The sequence below is a fragment of the Ruegeria atlantica genome (assembly GCF_013032505.1).
GTDB classification, from domain to species: Bacteria; Pseudomonadota; Alphaproteobacteria; order Rhodobacterales; family Rhodobacteraceae; genus Ruegeria; species Ruegeria atlantica_F.
Genome location: NZ_WQCG01000029.1, coordinates 1 through 3,249, shown reverse-complemented (window position 1 = coordinate 3,249; position 3,249 = coordinate 1). Strand labels below are relative to the sequence as shown.

Sequence of the window (3,249 nt, the reverse complement as noted above, 5' to 3'; positions counted from 1 at the left end):
CCAAGCGTGAGGTCGCGCCGGGGTTAGATCATTGGTCGCACAAGGGCCTCAACAACCGAGCTGAAAACAGTCATCTCCCTTTCCGAAAGCGGGAAAGGACGATGCAAGGCCATCGCTCTCCTGGAGGATTGCAAAGGTTCGTGACGACCCGCTCAGCCATCCGCAATTGCTTCAGCGTCCCCGCGCGCCGTCGCTCCGCATTAACAATCCGTTATCACCGTCCCGAGGCCTTTTACGCCTGGAATGTCGCCACCCAGGCAGCTTGAAATCTGTGCATCAGCACTTCTTTGTGGACTGGATGTTAACGTGACAACACCGCTGAGACCGTTGATCTTGACTGAACTAACAGGTTAGTTTATTATAGGGTAATGCAATCTTAGGTTGCGCTCAGGAAATGAGCTCGCCTGCACGGCTAACAACTTGCTGATCGAGGACGCAGTGACACATAAGAAAGTTCGGGAATCTTTTCTGCTCTACGGCACAAGAAACGGGCAGCCCCCGTGCGAGCACTCAGATGCTCTGCGGCCTGAGGGGCCTACCAAAATTGCACTTGGTTCAACGACGTGCCGACGTGTCAACGTTTCAAGTCGCAACCATAGAAGAAATTACCGCTAAATTTTCCCCTGTATGGGGAAGCGCGGTCCGAGAATTTCGCAGATTATTGCGTTGTCTATGAACGGGAAACAGCGATGAAAGTCAGAACTGTCTATTTTGCCGTATTGAGCGTGAGCGTTTGCCTGTTAATCATAGGTTCGTTTGCGATGTCGATTTACTCGCAATTGACTTATGATGTGCCCGGTGGAAAGCCTTTGAGTTTTTCGAAGGTCTTCGGGCCTGGATTGTTCGGGCTATTCTTCGCTGCAGCAATACTCCTCGTACTTATGATGCTATTTAAACGCTGGTTGGTAAACGGGAATGCTGTTTCCAGGCCGGTCATGTACTTTGTAACAATCGTGTCATTCGCTGGAATGAATGTTCTTGGGCTGATCCTCCCCAATTCCCCGACATATTCTTATAGCCGTGATGGTTGCGAAATGATCGCACTGGGAGAGTGGACCAGGTGTGGACTGATCTCTCAGGGAATTAATATCGCCATACTGATCGTTGCCGCACTTATTGCAGCGGAAGTTTCAATTCGAATTCTTAAAGAGCGGAGCATTTAAACGTGACTTCTTGGGTGGATAATGGGGATGAAACAGTAACGTTCAGCACTCCCAGCTATGGCGATATAACGGTCAGCGCAGACGCTGCGGCGTGTCCTCAGCGAGATGACATTTTTGAAATAACTAGTACAGATGATGGGTTCCACGAATATGGAGTTTCAAACGCATTGGGTATCTCTACTGCCGATGCGTCTCTTGAACAAGTTCAGAACGCGCTTTCGCGTTATCCCACGCCATTTGGGCCGATTCAGGCTGGGCCTTTACCGATCCCGATGGTTGTGAGTCATTCGTCCTCTAACCCTTCGCAAATAACTAATTACACTCAGCCCGGTATGCACGTGTTAAGTCCGGGGGTGGTTCAGAGAACAATAGTAGTAAGAGATGGGGAATACCATATTGACACTGTTGGAATTGGCACTGGAATTAATCCATTTGATTTAAACGTGTCATTGGCAGACGATGTCTGGGGGTTTGCTGATCAAAGAATAGCGAATGACATCCAACGGCAGATCGATGGGGGAATTCCAATAGGGATTCAATATCCGCCCTCAGGGTGCGAAGACCCAGATGAGGCAGAGGAAGAAACACCTGCAGAGCGCGAAAACTTTGGTGAGGTAATCAGGGACCCGCTCGTCGTAGATTTGGACGGCGATGGTATCGAACTGGTTTCACTGGAAAACTCGACCGCATTGTTTGACCTTGATGGCAATGGATTTGCCGAAAGAACTGGATGGGCGAGTGCCGACGATGGCTTCCTGGTTCGGGATGGCAACGGCGACGGAGTCATCCAGGATATTTCGGAAATGTTTGGGGACACTGATGGGTTCGAAGATGGGTTCCTGAACCTTGCCAGTTTTGATGTCAATCAGGATGGCGTTATCGACGCATCGGATTCTGTTTTTGAAGGTTTAAAGATTTGGCGAGATCTGGACCAGGATGGCGTGTCGGACGATGGAGAGCTATTTTCGCTGCCGGACATTGGTATTGAATCGATCAGTCTGGCCGCATCCACAACCAATCAATCGATCGAAGGGAACTGGGTCCCAAAAACATCGACGGTTACTTACACGGACGAAACCCAATCAGACATTGCTGCCGTTTTTTTTGCGCGCAACCCTTTTGTCAGCGCCCCAGTCCTTGATCCGGATTTTGAGGTTGATTCCGAAGCTGCGCTTATGCCGCATCTTCCAGGCACGGGCGCAATAGCGTCAACCGATGTGGCACTCACGCTGGATTCAGCTTTGAAAACACAGGCTGAGAACCTCTTGTCTCTTCTGGAAGCCGGTGACATAGCCGCGTATCATGAGGCATTTGATGCCTTCTTTATGGAATGGGCCGGTGCTAACGAGGCTGACGCTGACGGACGTGGGCTTTTCGTTGATGGTCAGAAACTGGCAGCGCTGGAAGCAATTTATGGGCAACAGTATACGATAACGCGGTTAGGCTTATTTGGTAATGCTGTTGAAGTCAGTCACACGCCAGACGAAGGTTCCGGACCGGAGCTGAACGCTCGCTACGACACAATCCGTGATTGGCTATCGATCCGGTTTATCGCCCAATCTGCGACGTCTTCAACCATGAAGAGGAATCCAGACCGGTCAGATTGGCAGTCCATAATGGAAGACTTTGCAGACCACCCGCTTCACAGATTGACCTATCTTGTGGATCTAAACTCAGAAAACGATACGCAGCTAAAGGGTAGCCTTGGAACCGTTTTGGCTGTTCTCGGAAACTTGGTTGTCGATGGTACCCTTTCAGAGGCTGAGGCGGCATCGATTGGCCTCCTTATGACTTACGATTTTGGACCAGCACCAGCAGAATTCCAGGAAAATGTTCTCAGTACCGGAAGAAGCATTGGTCTGACTTTAGACAACGAGATGTTTGTACGCATTGCATATGGCGCTGCAAACGAGATTGTCGCGGGGACAAATGATGCAGAGACGATATCGGCAACAGACAATTCCCCAGCTTTGATTTTCGGATATGACGGCGATGACGTTATCCACGGAAGTTCAGACGGCGGCGTGTTTGTGGGTGGGTCGGGCAATGACACGCTGAACGGCGGCGGCGGCGCGGACACCTACAT

The 3,249-nt window shown here is 50.4% G+C and carries 2 protein-coding genes and 1 pseudogene; all 3 read left to right on the top strand.

All coding sequences use genetic code 11. The annotated features are described in order from the left end of the window. Positions 1–266 (top strand): DDE-type integrase/transposase/recombinase (locus GOW92_RS25095; RefSeq protein WP_438826376.1); only part of this gene is annotated, 266 nt, incomplete at its 5' end. A 423-nt stretch (positions 267–689) separates the two neighbouring features. Then, a complete protein-coding gene (locus GOW92_RS24700; RefSeq protein ID WP_170566536.1) occupies positions 690–1,163 on the top strand; it encodes a hypothetical protein in 474 nt (157 codons plus the stop codon). Between the two features lie 449 nt (positions 1,164–1,612). After that, positions 1,613–3,249: pseudogene (locus tag GOW92_RS24695) on the top strand (hypothetical protein); the annotation flags it as partial.